This window comes from Mediterraneibacter sp., from assembly GCF_030825015.1.
In the GTDB taxonomy this organism is placed as follows: Bacteria; Bacillota; Clostridia; order Lachnospirales; family Lachnospiraceae; genus Mediterraneibacter.
Window position 1 is genome coordinate 18,054 of the sequence record NZ_JAPJQP010000013.1, and the last position, 22,079, is coordinate 40,132.

Consider the following 22,079-nt stretch of genomic DNA (forward strand, 5'->3'; position numbering starts at 1 on the left):
AAACAGCCGGTATAAACTTTATACCGGCATGTTTTTATAAATATATAACGAATTTTTCTTACAGAGCAAGTGTTTTTGCCACTTCATACTGATATTCGGATACTGTCTTCTTCATCGCCAATGCTTCTTCGATATCAAAATCAACATACTCGCCGTTCTTATATCCTACCACACGGTTTGTTTTTCCCTGGCAGAGAAGATCCACTGCCATAGCTCCCATAATTGACGCGTAAACTCTGTCTTTACATGTCGGGCTTCCTCCACGCTGCATGTGTCCGAGAATGGTAGCTCTTGTCTCAATTCCTGTTGCAGCTTCGATTCTCTTCGCCATATTGATCGAATCACCGATACCTTCTGCGTTGATGATAATATAATTTTTCTTACCGCGTTTCTTATTCTTCAGAATATCGTCAATGATCTCCTGCTCGTCAAAGTCATGCTCTTCCGGCATAAGAATTCTCTCTGCTCCATTGGCGATACCGCACCACAATGCCAAATATCCCGCATCGCGTCCCATAACTTCAATGATACTGCATCTCTCATGAGACGTTGATGTATCACGAACTTTATCGATCGCTTCCATCGCTGTATTTACAGCCGTGTCAAATCCGATCGTATAATCTGTACAGGCAATATCGAGATCGATCGTTCCCGGAATTCCAATCGTATTCACACCGAGGTTTGCAAGTTTCTGTGCTCCGGCAAAAGAACCGTCTCCGCCGATAACCACAAGACCGTCAATACCATATTTTTTACAGATTGCAGCAGCTTTCTGCTGTCCTTCTTCTGTACGCATAGATTTACAGCGCGCTGTCTGAAGGAACGTACCTCCACGCTGAATCTTCTCGGACACATCACGCGCCGACAGATCAATGATCTCTTCTTTCAGAAGTCCGTGAAATCCTCTTCTGATACCGCGAACTTTCAATCCTCTGGCAAGCGCCGTTCTTACAACCGCACGGATTGCCGCGTTCATACCCGGTGCATCTCCACCACTTGTAAGAACTCCGATTGTACGGATCTGATCTTCAATCTCCTCTAAGTACTTTTCTTTTTGATTCTCTGCCATGATTTTTCCACCTTTCTGCAAAGTGACGCTATTAATAATATTTATTCATTGTAATTTTTTTAACAATAATATTCGAAAATTATTCTACCTTATTTAGAAGTGGTTTTCAATAGCTTTTTCAACCACTTTTACCCGACTTTCACCAAAATGGTTCATTAATCTGCTCAAAATCTGCTCATTGATCTGAATATTGCGGTTTTTCGGAAGCCTTTTTACTGCCCGTTCCTTCGCACAGTATATCACAACTTCATCTTCTCCTTCCGAATCTGCCAAATATCCGTAGACGATCTGCTCCTCATCAAGAAACGTTGCTTTATCCGGGAATTGAATCCACAATTCCTTCTTCGTACTCTCAAAAGGAATCACTTTCTCACAGATTAATTTACTTGCCTTTTCATCTTCCTCAGAAACTCTTCCGCTAATGAATACTTTCTCATTCAGTTCCATCCAGCGTCGGTTCCTCTCATAATCCCTCGGGAAAACAACAACTTCCACCGTTCCCAGCAAGTCTTCCAGCGTAAGAAACGCCATCACCTGATTCGTCTTTGTATATTTCGTTGTCTTATCGACGATCATCCCGCCAATGATGGACTTCTGCCCGTCATGCACCTTTGTTCTATTCAGTTCTTCATCAAACTGGAAGTCCGCCGTCGTAGCCGAGATCACTCTCCGCCAACGCTCTTCATATTCTTCCAGCGGATGACCGCTAATATAGATCCCAAGCACTTCTTTTTCAAATGCAAGCTTATTCTCTTTTGTGTACTCGCCTACGTCAGGCATCTTGATCTGAAAATCTGCTTTTTCTTCTTCCCCCACTAAGTCAAACAGGCTCATCTGACCTGACATAGAATATTTTTTCTCCTGATTCACATGATCTAAGATCTGAATGTAAATACTCATAAACTGTTTTCTCGTCCCGCCAAGAGCATCCAGTGCCCCGGCTTTGATCAGGTTTTCGATCGTTCTTTTATTCAATCCTTCTTTTGAAGAAACACGGGTAATAAAATCTTCGAGATTTTTATATGTTCCGAAAGTATTCCGCTCTTCAAGCATTGCATGAACGATCGGTCTTCCGATACTCTTGATCGCCGCCAAACCATATCTGATATTCTGTCCGTCAACTGAGAAATCCGCTTCCCCTTTGTTAATATCCGGCGGAAGGATCTGTATTCCCATCTGCCTGCTTGCGTAGATATATTCAGCTACCTTCGACGGATTATCAATGACCGATGTCATAAGCGCCGCCATATATTCGACCGGATAATAATATTTCAGCCATGCCGTCTGATACGCTACGACCGCATACGCGGCGGCATGCGACTTATTGAATGCATAGTTTGCGAAATCCAGCATCTCATCGTATATTTTATTCGCCGTCTTTTCATCAATTCCGTTCTTAATACATCCCGGAATATCAGAACCTTCATCCCCATATAGGAAAATCTGCCTCTCCCGCTTCATTTCATCGCCCTTTTTCTTAGACATAGCGCGTCTTAAAAGGTCGCTTCTTCCAAGCGAATATCCGGCAAGATCCCGCACGATCTGCATAACCTGTTCCTGGTAAACGATACAGCCATAGGTCGATTTCAGAATCGGCTCCAGCTGCGGACAATCGTAAGTGATCGACGTAGCATCATTCTTTCCTTTGATGTACTGAGGAATAAAATCCATCGGCCCCGGGCGATAAAGAGAAATTCCGGCAATCATATCTTCCAAGCTGTCCGGTTTCAGTTCTTTCATAAAGCTTTTCATTCCCGCGCTTTCCAACTGAAAGATCCCGTCTGTCTTTCCCGATCCGATATACTCAAGCACCTTTTTATCGTCATAATCCAACGTATCCATGCTGACTGACGGGTCTTTCTTTCTCGCCATATTCACTGCGTTTTGTATAACAGTCAGTGTACGCAGTCCGAGGAAGTCCATCTTCAAAAGTCCCAGCTGTTCCAAAGTAGTCATCGTAAACTGTGTCGTTACGGATCCATCTGCCGCCCTCGAAAGAGGAACATACTCATCCACCGACTTCTGACTGATCACAACACCTGCGGCATGCATGGAACTATGTCTGGGAAGTCCCTCCAGCCTTCTCGCCATCTTGATCAGATACTTTACTTCTTCATCCTCTTCATACGTCTTACGCAGTTCGGGATTTACTTTTAACGCCTTATCGATCGTCATCTTCGGCTCCTGCGGAATCATCTTCGCAATCGAATCTACAAACGCATAAGGCATATCCATCACCCGCCCTACATCGCGGATCACCCCGCGCGCCGCCAAAGTTCCAAAGGTCACAATCTGAACAACTCTGTCTTTTCCATATTTTCTCACAACATAGTCAATCACTTCCTGCCTGCGTTCGTAACAGAAATCCACGTCGATATCAGGCATGGAAACACGTTCCGGATTCAGGAAACGCTCAAACAGGAGCTGATACCGGATCGGATCGATCGTCGTAATCTCCAGACAATAAGAAACAATGCTTCCGGCCGCAGATCCGCGCCCCGGTCCGACTGCGATCCCATGATCTTTTGCATATTTTATAAAATCCCACACAATCAGGAAATAATCTACATACCCCATATTCTTGATCGTGCCCAGTTCATAATCAAGCCGTTCCCTCAGTTCATCCGCCCGTTCTCCATAGCGTTTCTCAAGTCCTTCATAACATAATTTCTGAAGATATTCCCATGAAGTATACCCGCTTGGAACATCGTATTTCGGAAGTTTTGTCACGCCAAATTCAATCTCCACAAAGCAGCGGTCTGCAATCTTCTGTGTATTGTCAAGCGCCTGAAGCGCATATGGGAAAAGAGCCCCCATTTCCTCTTCGGATTTCACATAATACTGTCCGCCCTCGTAGCGCATCCGGTTCTCATCCGACAATTTCTTTCCTGTCTGAATACAAAGAAGAATATCATGTGCTTTCTCATCTTCCGCATAAGTATAGTGCACATCATTTGTCGCCACAAGCTCGATTCCTGTTTCCTGCGACATTTTCAAAAGCTGTTGGTTTACAAGTGCCTGATCCGGCAGTCCGTGATCCTGCAGTTCCAGATAGAAATGATCTTCCCCGAAAATATCCCTGTATTCCAATGCAGCTTTCTTCGCTTCCTCATACAGCCCTTTCATCAGATATCGGGACACTTCCCCCGCCAGACAGGCGCTCAACGCAATGATGCCGCTATGATATTCCCGCAAAACTTCTTTATCTACGCGGGGTTTGTAATAGTATCCCTCCACAAAGCCTTTTGATACAATCTTCATCAGATTAGCGTATCCTTCGTTATTTTCCGCAAGAAGCACGAGATGATAATACCGGTCTTCCCCGCCGGTCACTTCCCGGTCAAACCGGGAGTTCGGGGCAACATATACCTCACAGCCTAAGATTGGATTAATTCCCTGATTTTTCGCTTCTCTGTAAAAATCAATTACCCCATACATTACGCCGTGGTCTGTGATCGCCGCACTGTCCATCCCCAGAGCTTTCACCCTTGCGACATATTCTTTTATCTTATTCGATCCATCCAACAGACTGTACTCTGTATGGACATGCAAATGTGCAAAACTCATCTCTCACCTCGTAAACTAACCTGTTCTAATCGATTCTCCTATTGGCTAACGCAAATCTGCCGCGAAAATTTTTCCTGCTTTATTGTCAATCTGTATCTTTCCCTGCTTCAAAAGTCTTCCGACTGCACGTTTAAATGCCGCTTTGCTCATTCCAAATTCTGCCTTGATCCGTTCCGGATCCGCTTTATCTGTAAACGGAAGCATCCCGCCGTTTTTCTCGATACGTTTTAATACTATATCGGCATCCGTGTCCATCTGTTCCGGTATCCTTCCTCTTACGCTCAAGTCGAGTTTTCCGTCTGCCTTCACAGCCGTCACCCTCGCCTCAACCTGCTGCCCGATATACATCTTTCCGTAAACTTCCCGCTTCGGGATCATTGCCGAATACTGATCATCCACAGCAACAAACACACCGAAATCACGACTCAGTTCATATACCGTTCCGCTGACCATATCCCCTTTCTTGTACGGCGAATCCGTCCGAAGGAGCTGATAAACTTTCATCGTTGCACACAATCTCCCGCTCTTATCTATATACAGACTCACAAGACAACGATCGCCTTTTTCTACCTTTTCTGTCTGTTCTTTGAAAGGAAGCAGCAGATCTTTCTCCAACCCCCAATCCAAAAACGCACCGACTCTTCCGACGTCTGCCACTTCAAGCACCGCCGTTTTTCCAAGTGTGAGTTTCGGTTCATTTGTAGTTGCGATCATACGATCTGAGGAATCCTTATACAGAAACACCTCGATCGGATCTCCCGGTTCAATTCCTTCCGGCACCTGCTTTTTCGGCAGAAGCACCCGCTCTTCATCATTACCGAGATACACGCCGAAATCCACGATCTTCACAACGGTCAGAACTTGTTTCTCTCCCAGTTTCATACATTCTCTCCTTTATCATTTCGAAGCAGAATCCCTTGCATCCGCCCCGATCTTCTTCCATCATTTGCTCCCCTCGAAGCTTACTGTTTATTGTATCACACCCGGGCGGATTGTTCCATACTCTCCATCAAATCCGGGGTTCCATTTTATCTGCTCATTCCTTATTTTGTCAATCAGAGATTGAACAGCTTCGCCGGCAACGCACCCGATCTGTTCAGCCGGCATCTCTCTTAATATTTCAAATTCTGAACCAAGTTCCACAAGAAGCCGCATATATTCCCTCTCAGCACGTTTGCCTTTCGGAGCAAATCCGTCCGCCAGGGCAACGACTTCTCTTAAAGGGATCAAATGTTCATATGTCTCTTTTTTTAATGCGACAGCCTTAGCCTCCTCTTCCGACCTGTCTGCCAGCTCCTCGATCCGATTCGCTACTCCTTCCGTCACCTTACGCCCGCACACCGGACAGATCCCGCCATGAGCCGCCGTTTCTGCCGGAGTAAAACAAACGCCGCATTTGCGATGTCCGTCCAAATGGTACTTTCCCTCCTGCGGATAAAATTCAATCGTTCCGCCCAGTCCGTTCCCTGTCCGCAGCGCTTCTGCCAGTTCTCTATAAGAGAGTCCGATATCAAAAAGCGTCGCTTCTCTTCCTAAATTCCCGGGAGAATGGGCGTCCGAATTAGAAATAAGCCGATAGTCATCCAAAACAGACACTCTGCGGTTCATGACCGGATCGGACGAAAGACCTGTTTCCATTGCATATACATAAGCCGTCATATCTCCAAAACACTCCTTTGGAGTCCGAAATTCCGAAAATGCACCGAACACCGAAAAATGCGGCGTCCATATGTGCGCCGGAATATAAACAGCTTCCCCGCACTCATCAAGTGTCAGCTCAATCAGATCCCGACAATCCAGTCGGAGCGTAGGACGCCCGTCCGAACAAAGATTTCCAATCAAAGCAAGGCGGTCTGCGATCCGTTCCGCCACCTCCAGATCGGGAAGGAGAACGAGACTGTGCACCTTCCGCGAACGACCTTCTTTTTTGTACACAGAACTGATCTCACCGCTTACGACAAAACGCGGAATCATCTCCTTCTCCTTGTTCCCATACGCACCAATTCGTTTTCCCTGCGCCTCGTCACGAAGCCTGTATTCTTCTTTCAATACATACAAGCCGTCTTCTGCCGGAGTCAGTTTCTCCCGAAGTTCTTCCCGCCACGCCGGATGGGTAAAATCACCGGTTCCTACAATATGGATCCCTTTTCTCCTTGCCCACAGATCGAGCAATTCCGGCGTACATGTCTTACTTGTTGCATAAGAATATCGAGAATGGATATGAAGATCTGCTATATACATTTTTCACTTCTCCCCTTTCACAACCGCTGTCTCTCACTTCTTAAAGCAGGAATCTTGCGTACATTTCTTATACCCGGCTCTCAAAGCTTCCTCCAGCGAATCGAAGACGCAGAGCGCATCTTCGGGTTTATTTGCGATATAAAGGCAGTCCCTTCTGCCATGGACATAGTAACCGTTGGCATAATATTTTGTATTTATCTTGCTTATAAACTCCGATATTGATGAAGCAAAACTGATTTCTTTCGCTTTCTCTCTGTTTATTATAAAGCCTTTTGAAGTTCCATTTTCAAGCTCCCGAACAAACCTGCACCCCGGAAGAGATATCGGAGATTCGGTTAACTGCCAATACAGCCTGTACAAATCCTGTTTTAAAAATATATAGTATTCGGCGCTGTTTCCGATAATCCAGTATTTTGTATTATCTTCTTTCAAAATTCCGCTATTTGTCCACGGAAGATTATTTCGCAGCCGTTCCTGATATTCTATATAGATATTCCCTGTCTTTGCCAGTTTCATGTCATGTTTGATCTCTAAACCAAATTCATTTTCGCCAGAGTACTGTCCCTCTTCATCAAAAAAGCTGCCAAGCTCAACCCCATATTTTGCAAATTCTTGTTCAACCCACACTTCAAATTCATGTCCGGCCTGAAGTTTCCCCTTAAAATAAGGTGTTTTTTTACGAGAGACATCCCAGTCAACAGGTTTTTCATAATGAATCGGATCCGCCAAAAACCGGTCGTTCCATGTCTTTACATAGTCATTATATCTGTAGATCAAAGATTCCGTAGGCTGAAAATCCGCATAATCAATCTCTGCACCGCTTGATATTTTTTCAAACCAAAACAGATAAAGATAGTCTTCGGGAGAAAGTCTTTCTCTTGGATTAATAATACGCATAGTCACCTCCACTGAATCTAAATTTCTTCTGCATAAGCAGTCAGCCGGTCCATATCACTGCCGAACTCCTTTTGCCGCTCTTTCCTGTTAAAGAAATGCAGCCCCCATATCTTATAATTATTATCATCCGCTATTTGAACAACCGGAACCAACTGATTTTGCATTTCCAGTAAAAACTCTTCTTTCCACTTGTCCACAGGCAATAAATGTGTCCCTTTCGGTTCAATAAAAACTTGAAGCTGTTCAAACCCTCCGTCCTTACATACCTGAAGAAACAAAAGATAATCCGGTTCAAATCTTCGTCCGCCGTCAAAAGAATAAAGATGCAGTTGTCTTTCATTTCTTAGCAGGTAAACTTTATCGTACTTCTTCTTCAACTTTTCGGCATATAATTTAAAATACGCCACAAACGCTTTTTCTTCCACAGTACCGAAATTATCTTCAAACGCAAACCAATCTTCTTTGGACAGATCTAATCGATACGCCGCGTCCACAGAACTGTCATTTTGAGAAACACCAATCCCGCCATCATGAGGATTGATATAGCTGCATTTTTTATCGGTGAAAATATCATGTATGTAATGTGCCTTGAACTCTTTTGTTCCTTCATATGTTTCCTCTGTTTTGGATACATTTTCAGCAATCTTTGACAAAGCGCTAAGGCATGCGTCATACAGAGTCAAAGCAGATGGACTTTCCTCTTTTGATATAATCTCAAGCTTAATCTTTCCTAAATAATCTTCCCCGAAAACAAATTCTTTTATCGATCTGACATTTGGAAAATATGTTTTTAATTTGTCGAACTTAAATACATCAAATTTGCACAGACCTTTATACACAATCCCGTAATTCATGTTTGCGATCTCGCTTACCGTACAGGAATACAGATAAGTTTCCACCTGCGATTCCTTTGCTGCGGCAGCTTCATCTAAAACAGTGTCTTCTCCCGTTTTCCCTGTATTTGCAATATATCGATACACTTTCTCCCTGACAGAAGAAGGCAGACCCGTAATTTCTTCTCTGCTCTTTGCAACCCTGTCATTTATAAATACGACTCCCTGCTTATACAATTCATCGTTTTTAAACGCTTCTTTAAGCGTATACATACAGGTAACCGTTTTATCCAAGTCAATTCCCACCTCGCGCAGAGCGCTCTTTAATTCATCTATATATCTGCTGTTGTTTTGGCAATGATAGTACAATTCCTCACAGATCCTCAGCGGATTCTCCACATCGCTGTCATACTTTCTTTGGTATTTCGACTGTTCCCGGTTCACAGTAAAAGGACAGTATCTGGCGCCTCGCCCGATGAGCTGCGCCTCTGAAACAGTTGATTTTCCCGGTTTTCCATTCCGTGAATCCCGCGTTTCATAAAGCCGGACGATATCGAACAGATTCAGTACATCCCATCCTTCGTCAAGTTTCTTCACCTCAAATATCGCTCTGTAAGGGTTGCCGTAATCTTCCAAAGAATTCAATAAAAGCTGTTGTTCCTCCGCTTCTTTGTCGTCATTTACCGACACCACATGCGCTTCGGAAAAATCTTCCCGCAGCTCCTGCGCCAATTCATCGTAAGTAATATTTCTGTCTGAAAAATACGACTGTACCGTATGCATCACACTGCTGCCAGACGAAGTAAAGATCCTCTCTATATCAGATGCAGACAAATTTTTAATCATATTGCAGAACTCCTGCATCTGCGTCTTGCTGTCCGCAATTTTTGCCGCTTTGAATAAAACGATCGGCTTCATAAAGATACGGTGTTCCTGAAAAACTTTCAGCCGGTACTGACTCAAAATAACAGCCTGCAATTCCCTGTCTAATAAAGGAATGTCACTTCTTAATGTAAGAATCTCTTTCGAATACCTGTCTGCTCTGAATTTGTATAACGGATAATCAAATATAATTTTATTGGAATACGAAGCTGCCAGAAGCGGATTTTCCGTATCACAAGTCGCCGTAAACTCCAACAGCACGTTCTCCTTGTTTGCTTCAAAAATATAGCGAACAGTCGACTCCCAACTATGATACGACTCTTCTTCGGCAGCATTCATTTTCGCAGTATTCCCCTGTAATGTCTCCACATTCAGATGATGTGCTTCATCCGATATAAGAACGACTTTCTGCCCCGAAAAATCATCCAACGACAGCGCGTTTTCTTTCGACGTCCACATATCCATATGCAGACTCTGCGTTGTCGTGAAACATAAATTGATCGCATTATCGTCACTATATTGGAAATTGCGAACCTCATTCACCGATACATGTTCTCCGTCTATCATAAGATCTTCTGCAAACAGATACTTGCCGGAAGATTTATTCAGGAAATTATCCTTCGTCTTTCTTACGATATTCGAAAGATTTACAAAAAACAGAAAATTCCTGTACCCCTGCCGGTACAGAAATAAAATCAGCCCTGCCATTATCAATGTTTTGCCGCTTCCGGTAGCCATATGGAATAATGTTTGGGTCGGATATGTCCGCAATTTGCTATTGTAATATGTTACAAAATTTTCAAAAGCTTTTTTCTGATACGGCCTTAATTCAAAGTTCGAATTCAGATTTTCCTCAATAAAAGAGGGCATTTCTTCGATATATCCGGCATCCCGCAGTCCCTCGATTTTTTCATATAAAAAGGTCATCTTACACCCCCTCGTAGAAAGATTTCGAAACCATTTTATCCTCTTCGCTGACGGCATACGATTCGTCGTCAATATCACAATAATTTACATATAATTGATTTAAATCCAACAGCTCCATCAAAAATCTTTTCTTTTCATCGACAGTAAGCTTATGAAAGTCTTCTGAAGACAGATCAATATCTTTCGGATTTATTTTATAACTTATATATCCGCTCTCCGCCATATCATTAAAAATCAGCGGCAATTCCTCTTCCGTCGAATCCATGATCCGATCAGCAAATATTTGATTCGCTTTTGCCAATTCAAAATAAACAAACGAACCGCTCCCGTCATACTCATACTCCGCAAGCAGATCATTTTCTTTGCCCTGAAGAACACCATGAATCCGCTTCACCGTTATCTGTTCTATGTAATCCATCTGCTCACAGATAATGAATTGTCTGTTCATTTTTAACGCAACTGCCGCCGTTGTTCCCGAACCGCCGAAAGCATCTAATACCAGATCGCCTTCCACCGTAAAAATACTCATGAGAAACGCTAACAAATCTTCCGGTTTTTTCCCATTTCTAAACTCAACATTTCCTTCATCATTCACAACATTATAGCTCTGAACAAAATCCAAAAAATTAGGATACGGTTTATAAGTCACCTTTGATGAAGTCGGCATTCCCTGCAAGTACGCTCCGTTTTTATTGCCTTCCGGCGGAAGATAAAAATAACGATAATCATACATATCATCTCCGATATCGTCCACCTTAAAAAGCGTTTTTGCAGGATAGGAACTTTCCAACGGCTGTAAATATTTCACATAAAATCTTCCTGATGAAACTTTTTCTTTTATCGAGCCTCGAACTGTCATCACTTTAAAGTTCTCTTTCGAAGGCTTCGTCTTTTTCATCTCGTATTCATCGGGAAGAAATACCCTTCCCTTCCTTCCGTCAAACTCAACCGGAGTTCCTTCCGACAGTTCGTTTACAACCCATTGATAATCATCGACCCTTTTCTCTTCTTCCTTTTTGGGCATCTTAAAATCAGAACTTTTCGAATATACAAGCACATACTCAACAACATCATTAAATTCTTTATCTCCTGTAAGCGTTCTATCCGGATGCCTTACAAGAACATTAAATGTCATAACATAATTCCCGATGATCTCATCAAGCAATACTTTTAAATACGAATATTGATGGAAACTGCATTGTATCAAAAATACACCGCCGTTGTTTGTAATCATCGGCAATACTTTTTCAACCCTGTTCTTAATAAATAACAGCCAACTGCTTCTGGAAAATCTGTCATTATACCCAAAACTGTCCGACCCGGTATTATAAGGAACGTCCCAGTAAACCATGCGCACTTTATTCGCATACTTCTTTCCGATCGAACTTAAAGCAAGCAGATTATTTCCCTTTATAACAAGATTGTCGTCCGGTCTGATTTCCCGCTCTTTTTTCCAGCCGGCAGCAGTATACCTCTTCGCGCCGCAAATAGTCTTTGGACACAACAATCTGTCAACTTCATCCGGCGCCAGCGCGGCATTATAAAATATTTCAGAACGTTTCTGATCTTCCTTTGTCTGTCCGCCTTCCAGCACACAGTCCTTATACGGAAAAACCAGCTCCACATCATTAGATGCAGATATCAAATCCCCGTCTGAATCTGTCAAACCAATCTTATTCTTAAACCGCGTATATGAATCCGGGAAAAATTCACGATTATTGATCAGCCATCCAAACGCGACTTTATCAAACACGGCAACTTCGTCAACCATAACAAAAAAATGATCTTTTGTAACATCGCTGCTCAATAAAAGTTTCAAAAGATTACGATCCATATGCATTGCAGCTTCATACAAAGCATTCTTAAGCAAAACACCTTCCTCTGAAAAGAAACGATCATCCTGCCTGATTACTTTCATAACCTCATCATAGAATTTTGACATTGTTACCTATCTTCCTCCGATGTTCCCTGTTCTCTGCATCTTGCCTTTCGCAGTTTCAAACAGATTTTTACTTGAGACCTTTCCGCCTCCCCGTTTAGTATCCCCTCATATCCCGATACTGTTAGGATATATCATAACACAATGCATGAGCAAAAATAAACTGTATTTTTTATACTACTCCTTTTCTGCAGCCGCACAAAAAATCCGACTATTTAGAATTCTTTTGATGATTTAATTCTTGCAAATTTTCTTCAAAAAATCATCAACTTCGTGATTAAATTTCTCATAGCGCTTATTGGCAATAAAATGATCTCCCTCGATCATAACCAGTTTCGCATTTGATATATTTTCTGCAATTTCTTTTGTATGTGATTCCTTGATCATATCCTTTGTTCCACAGATAACAAGTGTCGGAACTGTTATTTTCGCCAGTTCCTCCGGTGTAATGTCAGGATCATTCACCATAAGCCCCAGCATTTCTGCATTTCGTTCTGCCCTTGCTGATTTGGCGGAACACAGCCTCGCAATCCGATATCCGATCTCAATCGGAATCTGCGTCGTTCCTTTTACGCCCTTTGCATTTAGATTCCCTCCGTTTAAAATTAAAGCCTTCACCATATCAGGATGCTTCATCGCGAACTTCATCGCAATATTTGCACCATCTGAAAATCCCAAAATAATCGCATTGGAAAGTCCACTCTCTAACATAAAATCATATAAATCACAGGCAAACTGCTCTATGGTAAACGGTTTCGAACCTCTCGGTGATGCGCCGTGACCTCTTGTATCCAAAGCAATTACACAATATTTACTGCTGAAATACTCGATCTGATTTTTAAAATAAGAACTATCTTCTCCGTTCCCATGCAAAAGAAGAAACGGTTCGCCACTTCCCTTTTTCTCATAATGCAATGCTATTTCCATCCACTTATCCCCCTCCCAAAAAAGAGTTTCAACTGCTGCTATATCTGACAATTTTCCTGCTGCTATCCCCGCTTTTTCACAAATGCTTGTTCCATCTTCTCTGCGGAAATATGGAAAAAGCCCCTCGCCTTTCGGCGAAGGACTAAACTTACAACCTGACCATTTATATACCGCATATTTATAGTCTATCCTAAAGCTGACTCGTTTGGAAAGATCTGATCCCATTCCCGGAAACATCTGGAGATTCTCAAATTTACCGGAAATCTGCTATTTATATTATACACTAAGAGCTGTGAAATTCAACGTGAACTTTCACAGCTGATAGGTCTTGAACTCATTCCATCAGCGTATACATGGCTGACATGCCCTTCTGCTGAACAACACACATTGGTATCTTTTGATTTCATAGAATTCATAATTCCTGACCAGTTCCCAAGAATATATGCTTTAGCATTTTCAACTGCCTTTTGTTTTGTTTCTTTATCCGTAATACTTATGATCCGGTTAAATGTTCCTTCAGCCATCCATTTTTTCTTTTTATGGATTGCTCTATATAGTTCACTTCTAGCATCATCGGCAGAACCTTCAAGATGTGACGTAGCTGCTATGATATATTTGTGCATGTGATATTTATCCAGGGAAAAACGCGCCTTCGGGATGACCTTTTCTCCTCTACGTATCCATGCAGCTCCATCTCCATTGATATAAACTCGATCAACTGTATCCATGTCATATGCATCATTCAGATAATCTAACACTTCGTTCCAAAGCTGACTGATCGCGTCCTTTCCATCATAAACTCCACCAAAATATTTTGTATTTATAAGTTTCGGGCGTCCTTTCTCATCTGTGTCAACACCTTCATATACGTAAATAATCCGAGGCATTACCGTATTAATACGTGGTTTTTTAATATCTCCTTTATGCTCTAAACATTGAAGTGATACATGATCTTCATCCGCATCGATATAAATCGTTTTTAATTCTTTCTTTTCCTTAGCAGCTTTTATAACTGGAAACTCTAATCTATGCAGCTTATTCATAACAGATTCCTTGCTTATGGAATCCCCATTTATACTGGCATTCGCACCACCTTTTCTATAACTACTCTCAGATGCTTCTTTTAAGATTCTAGCTTCTGCATCCTCTGTAATTCTCGCATGGTGTTCTAACCCCATTATTTGATCCAAAAGATAGCAGGATTCACCAGTAGCAACATTTTTAAATAAAGTTTTATGATAGACAACTTCTCCGAGACTTGTCAGCAAAGAAGTCTCATCTCTTCGAACAATATGCCAACCTTGACGTAATTCTTTTCGTTTCCGCAACAGTTCATCATACGATTCCCATTCTTCTGCTATGATACTGTAGCCCAATTTGGTAACCTCATCTGTCACACCATAAACCATTTCGGCAATTTTAGTAAGATCGTCCGTATAAGATTTAAAAATATCTGTTAATTTTTTTGCTCCATTTTCACAAAACTGTTGTATACTATTAATCACGAAAGCACCCTCCTTGGATTTTGGTCTAGTCAACTTTAATCCTGACACAGGATCCCGGTGCTTTCTCTTTTTTATTTTTTTCTTACAAAAACTTTACCCTACGAATCAATCATGAACTTCATGCTTCCTTTACTCTCGTTTCGTCATATTTCCATAGACAAATCCTTCGACTTCAGGAAATCTATTACTTTTACAAGCATACTATTTTTGAATCCCTCATCTTTTTTCATTTTTTTAATAGAGCATTCCCACACAACAAGGCATTTAATATTATTCTCGAATAATTCATTTCTTACAACAAGATCTCTTTTCTGATTTACCTCAAATTTGTTCTTCCAAAACTCAATTCTTGATTTTGGCATATATGCAAATTTGCATCCTCCATGTCTGTGCCAAAAACAACCATGAACAAACACAGCTGTATTATATTTTCTTAAATACATATCCGGATGTCCCGGTACCTTTTTTGAATTCAGGCTGTATCTGTAGCCTTTCGCAAACAATAGCTTGCGAAAATAGACTTCCGGTTTTGTATCTTTTGACCGAATTGCCGCCATATTTTTACTTCGCTGTTCCGGTGTTACTATATCCATTTTATTTTTCCTCTATTGCCTTCACATACTGCACAAATCTTGATAATGTCCAGATTCTGTCCTGTCTGTCAGAAGGATATGTTTTGATATAAGGCTGTGGCACAACAAGGATAACATTTTCTGCCTGCATCTCATCCATCTGAGCACCCGATATTCCCTGCTGGAGAGTACATAAATATTTCGGCTTACCCTTTAATCTGTCTGCTTCATTAAGTACCTGTCTCCATCTGTCTTTACAGGTAGTCTTTGCAGCCAGGGAAATCAGTCTGTCCACAGAAAATCCGCTATTATGATAAGCTTCTTTAGACGGAAAAATAAAATCCGGTTTCTTATTCCCCTCTGTTACAGCCTGTGCCGAGTATTCAAGTTCATTTCCATCAAAGATTGCCGCAAGATGATGTTCCAGACTTTTTCCTGCTCTGCTTTTTCTTCTGTTCAATACCATATTCGCTACTTTTACAAATTCATCGACAGAAGTAAATCCTTTCGTAATAATATCTCCATATCGAGCATATTCGAGTGCACGAAACAGAGCATATTCCATATTCGTCCACTCAATAATTTTTCTGTCTGGATTCGTTTGTATATATTCAATGTGATCATATGCTCTGTTTTGAATATCTCTTGCTGCCGCAGACATGATCTCCGAAGCTGGAAAATCAACATCCAGACTGCAGATAAACTCCTGAATCGCAATCTGTTCATGTGTTTCCGGCTGAATTTTTCCAGTATCGATCAAACAGTTAGTTTCTGTGGGACTAAGGCCAAAAGCGTTTAAAAATGTTTCTATATCATCATCAGAATTCAATACATAGCCAAGATAATTTTCTTCATCTGCTTTAACAAAGACAAACAATGCTCCCGTATACTCCGTTGTTAAAAACGGAAAGTCTCTTCCAAAATTTGTAATACGGTACTCATTTCTTGTTCCCTTTCCATAATAAATAAAACGAGTATCTGTCACAAAATCGTCCTGCCACTTTACCTTTACCCACTTATCCTTATTTTCGCCTTTTTGTCCTGGTTCTGAAAATAAGATTTCTATAGATGATTTTGGAATATATATACCAGCCTGATGTCCTCCCGTCGCACCGGTATCATTTGCCGAAAAGAATTTACAAAATCCCCTCTGACCATTTAATACTGCCTGTATTGCCTGATTAGAATATTCTGTTGTCATTAAATCACCTTCCTCTGCATCTTATCTGCTGTCATTGCGTCCATATATTCAAGTTTTGCAACAATCAATTTTGCAACATTTTCCATCAGTGGTACAACAACAGAGTTACCAAACTGTTTATATGCCTGAGTATCTGATACCGGAATCTTGAAACTGTCCGGGAACCCCTGTAATCTTGCACACTCCCTTGGAGTAAGTCTCCTCGGATTCTTTCCCTCCTGTGCAATCAATATTTCGGACCCGTCTTTATAATACCTTGCACTTATTGTTCTTGATACCCCATCTAATGGAGCTATTCCATAACCAAAACCATTGCCCGCAGCTCTATGCTTTGCGGCATAATTTTGCAGATATATCCACAATTTATCTGACAAAGTATATTTTGCTTCCACATCCTTATCCAGAATATCCTGCATAACCGGCTTTGGATTTTTAGGTGTCAGCTTAAATTCAAAATCAATATCTTTTCCGTATCTCTCTCTGTCGAACCCGACTATAATAATTCTTTCTCTATGCTGTGGCACATAATTCTGTCCATCAAGAACTGCATGAAACACTTCATAATTCAGTTCATCCAGAGATGCTTTTATTACCTGAAACGTTCTGCCCTTATCATGACTGCAAAGATTTTTCACATTTTCCAGCATAAATGCCTTAGGACGTTTTTCTTTCAGAATCCGGCAAACATCAAAAAATAAAGTTCCCTGTGTCTTATCAGCAAATCCTGTTTCTCTGCCCATACTGTTTTTTTTGGAAACACCGGCAATCGAAAACGGCTGACATGGAAAACCCGCAACCAGAATATCGTGATTCGGTATATCTTTCTCATTTACCTTCGTAATATCTCCATCCGGCTGTTCACCAAAATTTGCAAAATATGTCTGCTGACTGTATTTATTCCATTCGTTAGAATAAACACAATGTCCGCCGGCTCTGTCAAATGCAATTCGCATTCCACCAATTCCAGCAAATAAATCTATAAATGAAAACTGTTTATTTGAAATATCTTTCTGCTTTCTTCTCATACCTGTCACATAATAGGCAACAGCTTCTCGAACGCAGTCTTGCATACTCTGCTCACTCTGTAAGGAATATGCATTCAGCTCCTCGTATAACTCATCTTCTACTCTTATGTGTACCTGTTTCATATCCAATCACTCCTGGGAATAATTTTATACCTGATTTTTCCCTATTATACTCCTGAAGTAAGAAAAAAGCAAGCCAAATAATCGAACGTATTTTCGCCCGCTTCGTTATCTTTTTCAGTTCATATATGACTTATAGTATATAAACTGTGCCCTTTATTCCTCTTTTTTATATACAATTTTACATTGTTGACAAAGTTTCTTTGTTAATGACAGATTCCATGCATGCATCCTGCTGTGCCATCGTTTGTTCCTCAGGAATGTGTCCCAATCCATTTCCAGAACCGTCTGCAATTCATAGTCTTCATCAAACTTGCATACAATAACATATTCAAACTTCTGACGGTCAGGCACGTCTGATTCCGGTTCTTCCAGACCATAAAACACCCCTGTTGTTGCATTGCTTGTTGACTTTATACTGTATCTGTCCCCTTTTCTGCTGATTGCATCAATATTCTCTGTTCCCACTGGTGCTGGTGCAAGATTTGGCAACCCCGGTGTATTATTATATATTTCTATTGCCAGATATTCACCCAGTTCCCCAACTACATTATTTGTTCTGATGACCTTACGTCGTTTTAATTCTTTAATAGACATGCTATACAAATGAATTATTTCCTTTGTATCTTTTTCCTGTAAATTTTCCATTTAACACTATCCTTCATCTTTATTGCTACCCTCAATATTTTCCTGGGCTTTTCTGATATACGGTAAAAAATAACTTAAACTATTGAAACTTTTGTCAATACTGTCAGCAGCAAGATGCAGCCCGTTTACAATTTCATCTTCTGAATAAGCATCCAACAATCTGATGATATTAACTCGATTAATCATCTTCACAGTATCTCTGGTTTTTGCATTGCACTTATATATTGTATCAGATTTCATAATATACTTATTTTTTTCACAGTACAAAATAGCCTTATTTAGCTTCTCCCCAAAATCAAATTCAGAAACCTTACCATTAAACTGTACTATTTTTTCCAAACTGCTGATACCTCTGGTCTTTTTTAACCCCGTATTTACACAATAGACATTTCTAAAAACCGCTCCATGAAAATCCGCTTTTTCCAGCTTGCAATTATCAAATAAAACATTTTCAAAAATCGCACCTTTAAATCTGCTTCCTTTGAAATTCACGCTTTTGAACTCAATAAATCGAAATGTGCATCCATTAAATCCACAGTATTTCATAGTTGCTCTGTAAAAATTATTTCCATAAAACAACGAACCTGTAAATTTTGTATTATATGACTCACTGTATCCAAAATCCTTATAGCTGAAATTTCGTTTCGCTCTGTCTGCATTTTTATAGCTGAAAAACTTGTTATATTTCTTTACTTTCTTTTTCCTATATTTTTTCATAATGTACCCCGCACAGCAGAGGGGTTATCAGTTTCGAATTAACAATTTTTAACAGTAACATCACAAGAAAACTCACAATAGTTGCCAAATCACCAATTTTACTCATGATAACAATCACCTCGCTATACTGATTGAATTTTAGCCCTCCTTCCGTCCGTAGACCTCATATCAACCCAACCTCTCGGCTGAGCGGGGCAGGGCACCTGTATTATAGCATATTTTTGTTCTGCTTAGCATATAAGCAGTTCTTGAGTTTCCGCAGTTTTATCCACAGACCTCTGATTATTACTGCATCTTTATAAACAACTTTCAAAAAATGCCCAAAATATAAGGAATCTTCATCCTTTTTGCTGTAAAATTAAGATACCAACCAAAAACCTTACTAAACAAAAAAGAAGGAGATTCCCTATGACTAATTTTACATCAAATACTTATCAAATGAAACGTAAAATTTTAACTTTTTCAAATAAAATTTCAAGGCGTCTTTCTAAACCCGAACGAAAATTCACCGCCGATCTTACTTACGGTATGCTGGCAGCTCAAAGTTGTCTTTTAACGGATGTTGTTGATCAGCTTCACGAGGACTCTAAAAAAATAAATATCGTTGATCGCCTTTCCAGACACCTTGATAAAGGTACTCCTGTAGAAGCTGCTGCTTCTTATCTTCAGCAGATTAAAAAATGGATTCCTTCAGAGCCTGTGATTCATATCGATGACAGCGATGTTGTAAAACCGAATGGTTATAAATTTGAGTCACTTGGTATCGTGCGCGATGGCTCTGAAAGCACCTCTGCAAAAAATGTGTATAAAAAAGGATATCATGTTACAGAAGCCTGTGTTCTCACCAAAAGCAATTCTCCTGTCAGCATTTTTTCCAAAATACACTCATCCTCAGAAAAGGATTATAAATCTGCAAATACCATTACCTTTGATGCCATAGAACAAGGAGCTGCACTTTTTGGAAAAGCAACCTTTGTGTTTTAGTTTCGGCTTCATATCTCTGGTGTAGGCTTCTACAAACTCTCCAAAGGTCATATCGAGATCAGCAGCTTCTTTCATGCGGAAATAACGTTCCCATTCTGTCGCTTCCCGTTTGGTCTTAAAACCTCTTTTCACTTTCCGACAATTTTTTCCTGTCCAGTCATAATAGTGAAACGATACATACCATGTTCCACGCTTTTCATCTTTGTACGCCGCCATAACCTCACCTCCCTCTTAATTTGTCTGCGCCATACCATAAAATTTTTCTTCATAGTATTTTCTGCTTACTCTTCCGGCGATTGTAATAAATCCTTTTTCTTCCAGTTCTTCATTCATCTGCCGCACTAATTTGTAGGCAAATGGTTTTGAAACACCCAAATCCTGTGCAACTTCTCCGGCTGTTACAAATAAATCATTTTTCAAATAGATATCCTCCTTATTCATTTAGCTTTTTTGTTAAGTCCCGTATTTGTATTATACTTAGCATTTTTGTTATTTTCAATAGCGTATTTGTTAAGTTTATCTTTTTTATTAAGTTTAGCATTTCTGATAAGTTTCTATTGTCGTATGATTTGAGTTATGCTAAAATATAAGAAATAGGATAGCCATTTTCACAGGAGTGCTTTATGAAATATACAATACGGGAAATGACAGCACAGGAGTATCCGTTATTGGACGATTTTTTATATGAAGCCATTTTTGTTCCAGAAGGAGTAGAGCCACCTTCAAAAAGTATTATTACTGCTCCTGAGCTGCAGATTTATGTTAAGGATTTCGGAACATCAAAAGATGATTTTTCATTAGTTGCTGAAGTCGAGAACAAAATCATTGATGCTGTCTGGGTGAGAATTATGAATGATTACGGACATATTGATGATAAGACGCCTTCCCTTGCAATCTCTCTGTATAAAAAATATCGAGGGCAAGGAATTGGGCGCAGTTTGATAAAAGAAATGTTGTCTCTGCTACAAGCACACGGTTATAAACGTGTTTCACTTTCCGTTCAAAAAGCTAATTATGCAGCTAAACTGTACCAAAAAATAGGTTTTAAAATCATAAAGGAAATCGGCGACGAATGGATTATGACATATAACTTATAGATTTCAGAAAGGACATGATTTATGGTATTAGGAGAACGAATTAAGAGAATACGAACATTTCGTGGATTAACACAACGCGAATTAGGCTTAAAACTGGGATACGAGGAACGAAATGCTGATGTTCGTGTAGCGCAATATGAGTCTGGTTATCGTGTTCCTAAAAAAGACACGCTCATGGAAATTGCTAAGATATTAAATGTGAATTATATTAATTTTATCACCGAGGCCCCCGGCTGCACCGAGGACATTATGCAAACATTCTTCTGGCTTGACGAAGATAATCGCAACACCTTTCATTTATTCCAACTTGTCCGTAATCCTGGTAAGTGCAACGCTTCTGATGACAAATCTGTCCGGTATAATGACAGCGACGAATGGCCTGCTCATGCTCCTGTAGGTATGTGGATTGATTATGGTCTGGTAAATGAATTTCTGCGTGAATGGTGTCTGCGAAAACAGCAGTTAAAGATCGGAGAAATTTCAGAAGACGAATATTTTGAATGGAAAATCAACTGGCCTGCAACCAGTAGCGATGTTGATGAAAAAGGAACTGACAAGAAAAACAATAGTTATGAATGGAGAACTCTATGATTAAAAAAATCTTAGTCCAAATACTCAAGCTTCCATAATTGCCTTTTCTTTCTCAGGCGGACATTGCGGCTGCTTAGCATCCTCAGACTTCGGCTTATTATAATTCTCACGCTCGATAATCCCACACTTCTGCTTCACCTATGCGATATACAAACTGCTGACCTTCATACCGCTATGTTCCAGCACATACGCCTTAATCTCTTCATAGGTTGCCTTACTCTCCGCAGCAGTCAAATCAGCTCGTCCATCTTAACTTCAACTTCAATATGCTGCTTCACATTAAGTTTGGACAAAAGGCATACCGTCTCCACGGTATTACCAGATTCCCACAAAATCT

At 40.5% G+C, this 22,079-nt stretch carries 19 protein-coding genes and 2 pseudogenes; 3 read left to right on the top strand and 18 right to left on the bottom strand.

Going from position 1 to position 22,079, the window contains the following annotated elements; all coding sequences use genetic code 11:
• Window positions 1-58 precede the first annotated feature (58 nt).
• From pfkA to RCH61_RS06945, 15 genes and pseudogenes are all read right to left on the bottom strand, one after another.
• Window positions 59-1,069, bottom strand: coding sequence for a 6-phosphofructokinase (gene pfkA / locus RCH61_RS06880; RefSeq protein ID WP_178006970.1), 1,011 nt, complete (start codon window positions 1,067-1,069; stop codon window positions 59-61).
• Window positions 1,070-1,162: 93 nt separating this feature from the next.
• Window positions 1,163-4,636 (bottom strand): DNA polymerase III subunit alpha, encoded by a 3,474-nt coding sequence (locus RCH61_RS06885; protein ID WP_178006968.1) that lies wholly within the window; start codon window positions 4,634-4,636, stop codon window positions 1,163-1,165.
• A 45-nt stretch (window positions 4,637-4,681) separates the two neighbouring features.
• Complete coding sequence (locus tag RCH61_RS06890; RefSeq protein ID WP_178006966.1) at window positions 4,682-5,518, bottom strand: CvfB family protein; 837 nt, start codon at window positions 5,516-5,518, stop codon at window positions 4,682-4,684.
• A gap of 87 nt (window positions 5,519-5,605) precedes the next feature.
• Entirely contained in the window at window positions 5,606-6,877 is a 1,272-nt protein-coding gene (locus RCH61_RS06895; RefSeq protein WP_178006964.1) for an endonuclease Q family protein, read from the bottom strand.
• Window positions 6,878-6,910: 33 nt separating this feature from the next.
• Window positions 6,911-7,774, bottom strand: a complete 864-nt coding sequence (locus RCH61_RS06900) for a hypothetical protein (protein WP_306480251.1) — start codon at window positions 7,772-7,774, stop codon at window positions 6,911-6,913.
• A 17-nt stretch (window positions 7,775-7,791) separates the two neighbouring features.
• Entirely contained in the window at window positions 7,792-10,416 is a 2,625-nt protein-coding gene (locus tag RCH61_RS06905; protein ID WP_306480252.1) for a DEAD/DEAH box helicase family protein, read from the bottom strand.
• Window position 10,417: 1 nt separating this feature from the next.
• Window positions 10,418-12,358, bottom strand: coding sequence for a DNA methyltransferase (locus tag RCH61_RS06910; RefSeq protein WP_306480253.1), 1,941 nt, complete (start codon window positions 12,356-12,358; stop codon window positions 10,418-10,420).
• A gap of 231 nt (window positions 12,359-12,589) precedes the next feature.
• Complete coding sequence (locus RCH61_RS06915; protein WP_306480254.1) at window positions 12,590-13,282, bottom strand: alpha/beta fold hydrolase; 693 nt, start codon at window positions 13,280-13,282, stop codon at window positions 12,590-12,592.
• A 162-nt stretch (window positions 13,283-13,444) separates the two neighbouring features.
• Window positions 13,445-13,549, bottom strand: a pseudogene (locus RCH61_RS09885) (type II toxin-antitoxin system RelE/ParE family toxin); the annotation flags it as partial.
• A 32-nt stretch (window positions 13,550-13,581) separates the two neighbouring features.
• A complete protein-coding gene (locus RCH61_RS06920; RefSeq protein WP_306480255.1) occupies window positions 13,582-14,787 on the bottom strand; it encodes an ISLre2 family transposase in 1,206 nt (401 codons plus the stop codon).
• Between the two features lie 143 nt (window positions 14,788-14,930).
• Window positions 14,931-15,380 (bottom strand): very short patch repair endonuclease, encoded by a 450-nt coding sequence (locus tag RCH61_RS06925; protein WP_306480256.1) that lies wholly within the window; start codon window positions 15,378-15,380, stop codon window positions 14,931-14,933.
• A 1-nt stretch (window position 15,381) separates the two neighbouring features.
• Window positions 15,382-16,560, bottom strand: coding sequence for a type II restriction endonuclease (locus RCH61_RS06930; RefSeq protein ID WP_306480257.1), 1,179 nt, complete (start codon window positions 16,558-16,560; stop codon window positions 15,382-15,384).
• A complete protein-coding gene (gene dcm, locus RCH61_RS06935; protein WP_306480258.1) occupies window positions 16,560-17,708 on the bottom strand; it encodes a DNA (cytosine-5-)-methyltransferase in 1,149 nt (382 codons plus the stop codon). Before dcm ends, RCH61_RS06930 begins: the two co-directional genes overlap by 1 nt.
• 153 nt (window positions 17,709-17,861) lie before the next feature.
• The gene (locus RCH61_RS06940; protein ID WP_306480259.1) at window positions 17,862-18,353 is read right to left on the bottom strand and encodes a hypothetical protein; all 492 of its coding nucleotides are present in this window, start codon (window positions 18,351-18,353) and stop codon (window positions 17,862-17,864) included.
• A gap of 6 nt (window positions 18,354-18,359) precedes the next feature.
• Window positions 18,360-19,070 (bottom strand): pentapeptide repeat-containing protein, encoded by a 711-nt coding sequence (locus tag RCH61_RS06945; RefSeq protein WP_306480260.1) that lies wholly within the window; start codon window positions 19,068-19,070, stop codon window positions 18,360-18,362.
• 408 nt (window positions 19,071-19,478) lie between these two features.
• Here RCH61_RS06945 and RCH61_RS06950 point away from each other — a divergent pair, with 408 nt between their 5' ends.
• Window positions 19,479-20,054: a hypothetical protein gene (locus RCH61_RS06950; protein ID WP_306480261.1), complete on the top strand. Its 576-nt coding sequence runs from the start codon at window positions 19,479-19,481 to the stop codon at window positions 20,052-20,054.
• Here the strand turns inward: RCH61_RS06950 and RCH61_RS06955 are convergent.
• Together RCH61_RS06955 and RCH61_RS06960 are read right to left on the bottom strand one after the other, a co-directional pair.
• Window positions 19,962-20,270 (bottom strand): Arm DNA-binding domain-containing protein, encoded by a 309-nt coding sequence (locus RCH61_RS06955; RefSeq protein WP_330692938.1) that lies wholly within the window; start codon window positions 20,268-20,270, stop codon window positions 19,962-19,964. The genes RCH61_RS06950 and RCH61_RS06955 overlap by 93 nt on opposite strands.
• A 15-nt stretch (window positions 20,271-20,285) precedes the next feature.
• On the bottom strand, window positions 20,286-20,474 hold the full coding sequence (locus RCH61_RS06960; protein WP_306480262.1) for a DNA-binding protein: 189 nt from the start codon (window positions 20,472-20,474) through the stop codon (window positions 20,286-20,288).
• A gap of 203 nt (window positions 20,475-20,677) precedes the next feature.
• On the opposite strand from RCH61_RS06960, the gene RCH61_RS06965 reads away from it, so the two are divergent.
• Both RCH61_RS06965 and RCH61_RS06970 read left to right on the top strand, forming a co-directional pair.
• Window positions 20,678-21,151 carry a GNAT family N-acetyltransferase gene (locus tag RCH61_RS06965; RefSeq protein WP_306480263.1) on the top strand — a complete coding sequence of 158 codons (474 nt, stop codon included), beginning with the start codon at window positions 20,678-20,680 and terminating at the stop codon, window positions 21,149-21,151.
• Window positions 21,152-21,172: 21 nt separating this feature from the next.
• Entirely contained in the window at window positions 21,173-21,742 is a 570-nt protein-coding gene (locus RCH61_RS06970; RefSeq protein ID WP_306480264.1) for a helix-turn-helix domain-containing protein, read from the top strand.
• A gap of 24 nt (window positions 21,743-21,766) precedes the next feature.
• Here RCH61_RS06970 and RCH61_RS09890 read toward each other — a convergent pair.
• A pseudogene (locus RCH61_RS09890) lies at window positions 21,767-22,053 on the bottom strand (hypothetical protein); the annotation flags it as partial.
• Window positions 22,054-22,079: the final 26 nt, after the last annotated feature.

Bases quoted from the DNA above. Each gene is read 5' to 3' on its own strand.
- pfkA (WP_178006970.1), bottom strand. From the start codon at position 1,069: ATGGCAGAGAATCAAAAAGAAAAGTACTTAGAGGAGATTGAAGATCAG.
- RCH61_RS06885 (WP_178006968.1), bottom strand. From the start codon at position 4,636: ATGAGTTTTGCACATTTGCATGTCCATACAGAGTACAGTCTGTTGGAT.
- RCH61_RS06890 (WP_178006966.1), bottom strand. From the start codon at position 5,518: ATGAAACTGGGAGAGAAACAAGTTCTGACCGTTGTGAAGATCGTGGAT.
- RCH61_RS06895 (WP_178006964.1), bottom strand. From the start codon at position 6,877: ATGTATATAGCAGATCTTCATATCCATTCTCGATATTCTTATGCAACA.
- RCH61_RS06900 (WP_306480251.1), bottom strand. From the start codon at position 7,774: ATGCGTATTATTAATCCAAGAGAAAGACTTTCTCCCGAAGACTATCTT.
- RCH61_RS06905 (WP_306480252.1), bottom strand. From the start codon at position 10,416: ATGACCTTTTTATATGAAAAAATCGAGGGACTGCGGGATGCCGGATAT.
- RCH61_RS06910 (WP_306480253.1), bottom strand. From the start codon at position 12,358: ATGTCAAAATTCTATGATGAGGTTATGAAAGTAATCAGGCAGGATGAT.
- RCH61_RS06915 (WP_306480254.1), bottom strand. From the start codon at position 13,282: ATGGAAATAGCATTGCATTATGAGAAAAAGGGAAGTGGCGAACCGTTT.
- RCH61_RS06925 (WP_306480256.1), bottom strand. From the start codon at position 15,380: ATGGATATAGTAACACCGGAACAGCGAAGTAAAAATATGGCGGCAATT.
- RCH61_RS06930 (WP_306480257.1), bottom strand. From the start codon at position 16,560: ATGACAACAGAATATTCTAATCAGGCAATACAGGCAGTATTAAATGGT.
- dcm (WP_306480258.1), bottom strand. From the start codon at position 17,708: ATGAAACAGGTACACATAAGAGTAGAAGATGAGTTATACGAGGAGCTG.
- RCH61_RS06940 (WP_306480259.1), bottom strand. From the start codon at position 18,353: ATGGAAAATTTACAGGAAAAAGATACAAAGGAAATAATTCATTTGTAT.
- RCH61_RS06945 (WP_306480260.1), bottom strand. From the start codon at position 19,070: ATGAAAAAATATAGGAAAAAGAAAGTAAAGAAATATAACAAGTTTTTC.
- RCH61_RS06950 (WP_306480261.1), top strand. From the start codon at position 19,479: ATGACTAATTTTACATCAAATACTTATCAAATGAAACGTAAAATTTTA.
- RCH61_RS06955 (WP_330692938.1), bottom strand. From the start codon at position 20,270: ATGGCGGCGTACAAAGATGAAAAGCGTGGAACATGGTATGTATCGTTT.
- RCH61_RS06965 (WP_306480263.1), top strand. From the start codon at position 20,678: ATGAAATATACAATACGGGAAATGACAGCACAGGAGTATCCGTTATTG.
- RCH61_RS06970 (WP_306480264.1), top strand. From the start codon at position 21,173: ATGGTATTAGGAGAACGAATTAAGAGAATACGAACATTTCGTGGATTA.